Source organism: Acidobacteriota bacterium (genome assembly GCA_003696075.1).
Taxonomy (GTDB): Bacteria; Acidobacteriota; Polarisedimenticolia; order J045; family J045; genus J045.
On sequence record RFHH01000211.1, the window covers coordinates 1 to 4,609 of the forward strand.

A 4,609-nucleotide genomic window follows, 5' to 3' on the forward strand; every position below is an offset into this window, starting at 1 on the left:
CCAGGGCGCCGGCGGCGCTCCTCCGCCGGAGTCGTCCCCGCGCAAGGGGCCGCGCGGCGGAGGCAGGCTCACGGTGCCTCCCCCACGAGCGCTTCCACCTCCTCGGGCTCGGCGGGCAGCTCGTCGGTGAGCACGCGGCCCCCCTCCGCCGTCACCAGCACGTCGTCCTCGATGCGCACCGCCTGCCCGCGGAGCGCCTCGGGCGCCGACTCGGCGTCGGGGGGGATGTACAGGCCCGGTTCGATCGTGAGGACCATGCCGGGCTCCAGGGGGCGTGCCCGGCCGTCCTGCCGGTACCGCCCGGCGTCGTGAACGTCCAGGCCGAGCCAGTGGGACGTCCGGTGCATGAAGAACGGCTTGAAGGCCTCCTCGGCGACCAGCCTTTCGACATCTCCCGACAGGCAACCCAGATCGACCAGGGAGGATGTCAGGCGCCGCACGGTCGCCTCGTGAATCTCGTCGACGGTGATTCCCGGCCTCACCATGCGCACCGCCGCCCTCTCCGCATCGAGAACCGCGCGGTAGAGGTCGCGCTGTGCGGCGGAAAAGCGCCCCGAGGCGGGAAACGTGCGCGAGACGTCACCGGTGTAGCCGCCGTAGGCCGCCCCCGCGTCGACGAGAACGAGGTCCTCGGGGCCCACGGCGCCGTCGTTGGACGTGTAGTGCAGGTAGCAGGCGTTCCGGCCTGCCGCCACGATCGTCGCGAAGCCCGGACGGCCGCCCCCCTCGGCGAAGGCCGCCTCGAGCGCCGCCTGGATCTGGTACTCGCGCACCCCCGGGCGGCAGCGGCGCATCGCGGCGCGGTGGCCCGCGACGGTCACCGCGCAGGCACGTTCGAGCAACGCGATCTCCGCCTCCGACTTCCGCAGCCGCATCTCGTGGAGGACGACGCCCGGGTCGACGATCTCGAGCGGAGCCCGCGCGCCGAACCGCTCCTTGGCCTTGAGCCGGTCGAGCGCGCGGCGGACCTGGTGGTCCAAGCCGGGCCGGCGCCACGGCTCGTAGAAGAGCCGCCGGGCGCCGTCCAGCAGCGCGGGCAACCGCTCCGGGAGCTTTCCGAGCGGAAAGGCGGCGTCGGCGCCGAACAGCTCCCGCGCCCCATCGGGACCCAGGCGCGGGCCCGTCCACGTCTCGCGCTCGCGGTTGCGCGGCTGGACGAACAGCGTGAAGGGATGCTCGCCGGCCGGCCGCAGCACCGCGACGGCATGCGGCTCGGGAAAGCCGCAAACGTAGAAGAAGTCGCTGTCGGGCCTGAAGGGTGCCTCGACGTCGCGGGCCAAGGCGGCGGGGGCGCCGGCGGCGAGGATCATCACGCCGTCGCCGAGAGCTTCGGCGATCGCCGCCCGCCGGCGAGCGTACTCTTCGGCCGGGATCCCCGGCCTTCCCAGTGGATCGGTCATGCGCGCGAGTCTACACGGAGGGGATGCAGCGGTCGCCTCAGCGGCCGCCGTCTCCGCCGCCGGAACCCTCGCCGGCCGCGGCGCCGCTCTCGGAAGGGTTGGAGAACGTGAACAGGGCCGGCGTCGCGCCCGCCGTGTCGAGGTAGACGCGGAGCTTCACGTACGGAAGATCGGGATTGTTCGCCGCGCCGACGTTCTTCGTCGGGTCGCCGAGTTCCGGTTCGATGATCAGCGCCTTCCGGAAGCTCTCGATCGCGTCGTCGTATCGGCCGAGTTCCTGGTACGCGACGCCCATGTCGTAGTAGGCGAGCGCGTGGAACGGCTCGATCGCCAGCGCCTCTTCGAAGGCTCGCATCCCCTTCCGGGGCCGCCCCGCGCGCAGGTAGGCCGCTCCGAGATCGACGTAGTTGTCCGGGTTGTCCGGCTCGATTTCCACCAGCCGCCGGAGCGCGCGGATCGCGTCCTCGAAGTCCCCCGCGCTGGCCAACGCATGTCCCAGGCGCCGCCAGGCCTCCGGCCGGCCGGGGTCGGCCTCGACGGCGCGCAGCCCCTCCGCCACCGCCGGAATCTTGGCGACCAGGCCCGAGGCGAGCGTGAACTCCTCCGGACCTCCGGCCCGATCGCGTGCGCTTACGGCGGGGGCGTGCCGCTTGGACTTCGAAAAACCGCCACGTCCCGCCAGCGATGGATCGGCGGCGGCGAGCAGTGCGAGAAGACAGACGGCGGCGAGGGGCAGGCGACGAAGGCGCATGAGGACCTCGTTCGCGGTTCAGCCGCGGGCGGAGCCGTCCGTCCCGTCTCCGGACGAGCCGGCGACGGGGCGCACGGCTATCGTCACCTTGCCACCGGCGGTGTCGACACGCAACTCCAGGTCTCGGTCCCCCGCGCGGCTCCGGGCGGTCTGCAGGTGGCGCCCGACGGTCTCGACGAACTTGCGGTAGCGCAGCTTGGCGACGTTCAGGCCGCGCGCCTTCCGCGCCTGCCGGTAGGCGAGATAGAGGTCGCGGAGCTGCTCCCCCTTGACCTCGCCGCGCTCGGCTCGGGTGATCATCAGCGTCTGCGGCACCGACAGATCCTCGTCCGCCCTTCGGGAGCCCGCGCGCGGATGTCCGGACCCGATCTGCTCGAGCTTCCGCTGCCGCCGCCGCCACCGCTCCATGCTGGTGCGGTGCCGGTGAACGAGCGTGTTGAACCGGAAGCGGTCCACGGTGCGGTGAGGCGGGTACTTCGTGTAGTGCCGAATGATCGCCTCGACCTCCATGAGGGTCTCGTTCGGCGGCCACTTGGTGATCCGGGCGAGGAACAGTTCGTACTGGGTGCGGAGCTTCCGCAACGACCGGTCGAGCCGGTCGAGGTCCTTCCTGACCTCCGTCGGTTCGAAGATGCCGCCCGACACGCTTCCTCCCCGCCCGCGGACAGCGGGCTCCTCCCAGCAAACGTGGGACGGCGAAGCGGCCGCCGCCACCCGCTCCCCGGGCGGCTTGGTGAGGGGCCGCCCCCGCGTCAGAATCGTCGGGCCCTCCGGAGTCCGGAGCGGCGCCATGGAGGGACGATGCCGGCCGACCCCCGCCGCCGCCTGCCGCCGGTCGACCGGCTCCTCGCCGAGGAGCCGCTCGCCGAGCTGGCCGGCCGGTGGTCGCGCCGCGCCTTGGTGGCGGCGGTCAGGGAGGAGATCGCCGGCGCACGTCGGAGGGCCGCCGCAGGGGAGCCGCCCCCCGCGGCGGCGGAGCTTGCCCGGCGCTGCCGGCGCCGGCTCGAGGGACTCGACCGGCCGCGCCCTTCCCGCCTCATCAACGCCACCGGCGTGGTCGTGCACACGAACCTCGGCCGCGTGCCGCTCTCGCCGGAGGCGCTCGCTGCGGTGGCCGAGGCGGGCGGGGCCTACACCGATCTGGAGTACGACGCCGCTGCCGGCCGGCGAGGCAGCCGGAGGCGCGTCACCGGGGATCTGCTCCGGCTGATCTTTCCCGAACGCGGAAGCCTCGTCGTGGGGAACAACGCCGCAGCCGTGCTCCTGGCGCTCGACACCCTGGCGCGAGGGGCCGAGGTGATCGTCAGCCGGGGCGAGCTGGTGGAGATCGGCGGCTCCTTCCGGATTCCGGAGATCCTCGAGCGCTCCGGAGCGAAGCTGGTGGAGGTGGGGACCACCAACCGCACCCATCTCCGCGACTACGAAGCGGCGCTCACCCCCGGAACGGGCGCCCTCCTCAAGGTCTGGCCGAGCAACTTCCGCATCGTCGGCTTCACCCGGGAGGTGCCGGTGCGCGAACTGGCCCGGCTGGCCGGAAAGCATGGCGTGCCGCTCGTGGTGGATCAGGGTTGCGGCCGGCTGTTCCGGGACGCTCCGCCGCGAGGGAGCGAGCCGGCGGTCGAGGAACTCCTCGACGAGGGAGCCGACATCGTCTGCTTCTCCGGCGACAAGCTGCTCGGCGGCCCGCAGGCGGGGATCCTCGTCGGCGATCCGGAACTGATCGAACGGTGCGCTGCCAACCCCCTCGCCCGGGCCCTCCGGCCGGGGAAGCTCACGCTCGCGGCGCTGGCGGCGACACTGAGGGCCTGGCTCTCCCCCGATCCGCCCAGCCGGCTGCCGGCGCTCCGGATGCTCGAGCGGCCGCGGGAGGCGCTCGAGGACGCCGCCCGGCGCCTGTCTCGGGCGATCGCCGCTGCCGCGCCGGGAGCGGAGGTGGAGCTGAGGGAGGGAGTGTCCCGCGTCGGGGGAGGGGCGGCGCCCGACCTCGATCTTCCGACCGTGCTGGTCGCGGTGCGCGTGCCCGAGGTTCCGGAGGAGCGGCTCGCGGGACGACTCCGGCGGCACGATCCCCCGGTCGTGGCGCGGGTCGGCGAGGGAGCGCTCCTGATCGATCCCAGAACGCTCGACGAGGACGACCTGGAGACGGTGGCCCGGGCCGTGGCCGCCGCCGCCGCTCCCGGACCGGAGTGAGTCTCCGGCGCGTCGAGGCGCGGCCTCGGGAGGCGACGGGACTCGGGGCGGCGCGCTTCGTCAGCCCGCGCGGTTCGCATAAGGTGCTTCCCCTATGGTGCGGTGTCGCGCAGAGGGGGCGCGGGTGCGGCCCGTCTCGTCCCACCTCCCGCATCCGGGACGCGCGCGCCGGTCGGACGTCCGCCCGATCGCCAGGTCCCGCTCACCACCCGGCGCGCGTTGAAGATCGAATCCTCGCCGCTCGCACTTTCGCGGCAGCGTCCCCGCC

At 73.5% G+C, this 4,609-nt stretch carries 4 protein-coding genes; 1 reads left to right on the plus strand and 3 read right to left on the minus strand.

Features of this window, described 5'->3' with window-relative positions:
• Positions 1 to 68 precede the first annotated feature (68 nt).
• The 3 genes from D6718_13345 to D6718_13355 all read right to left on the minus strand — a co-directional run bounded on the left by D6718_13345 (position 69) and on the right by D6718_13355 (position 2,796).
• The gene (locus D6718_13345) at positions 69 to 1,373 is read right to left on the minus strand and encodes a M24 family metallopeptidase (GenBank protein RMG42836.1); all 1,305 of its coding nucleotides are present in this window, start codon (positions 1,371 to 1,373) and stop codon (positions 69 to 71) included.
• A gap of 64 nt (positions 1,374 to 1,437) precedes the next feature.
• Complete coding sequence (locus tag D6718_13350) at positions 1,438 to 2,151, minus strand: tetratricopeptide repeat protein (protein RMG42833.1); 714 nt, start codon at positions 2,149 to 2,151, stop codon at positions 1,438 to 1,440.
• An 18-nt stretch (positions 2,152 to 2,169) separates the two neighbouring features.
• Positions 2,170 to 2,796, minus strand: coding sequence for a hypothetical protein (locus D6718_13355; protein ID RMG42834.1), 627 nt, complete (start codon positions 2,794 to 2,796; stop codon positions 2,170 to 2,172).
• Between the two features lie 156 nt (positions 2,797 to 2,952).
• Between D6718_13355 and D6718_13360 the strand changes: the two genes are divergently transcribed.
• Positions 2,953 to 4,341: an L-seryl-tRNA(Sec) selenium transferase gene (locus D6718_13360; GenBank protein RMG42835.1), complete on the plus strand. Its 1,389-nt coding sequence runs from the start codon at positions 2,953 to 2,955 to the stop codon at positions 4,339 to 4,341.
• Positions 4,342 to 4,609 lie beyond the last annotated feature (268 nt).

Bases quoted from the DNA above. Each gene is read 5' to 3' on its own strand.
- D6718_13360 (RMG42835.1), top strand. From the start codon at position 2,953: ATGCCGGCCGACCCCCGCCGCCGCCTGCCGCCGGTCGACCGGCTCCTC.
- D6718_13350 (RMG42833.1), bottom strand. From the start codon at position 2,151: ATGCGCCTTCGTCGCCTGCCCCTCGCCGCCGTCTGTCTTCTCGCACTG.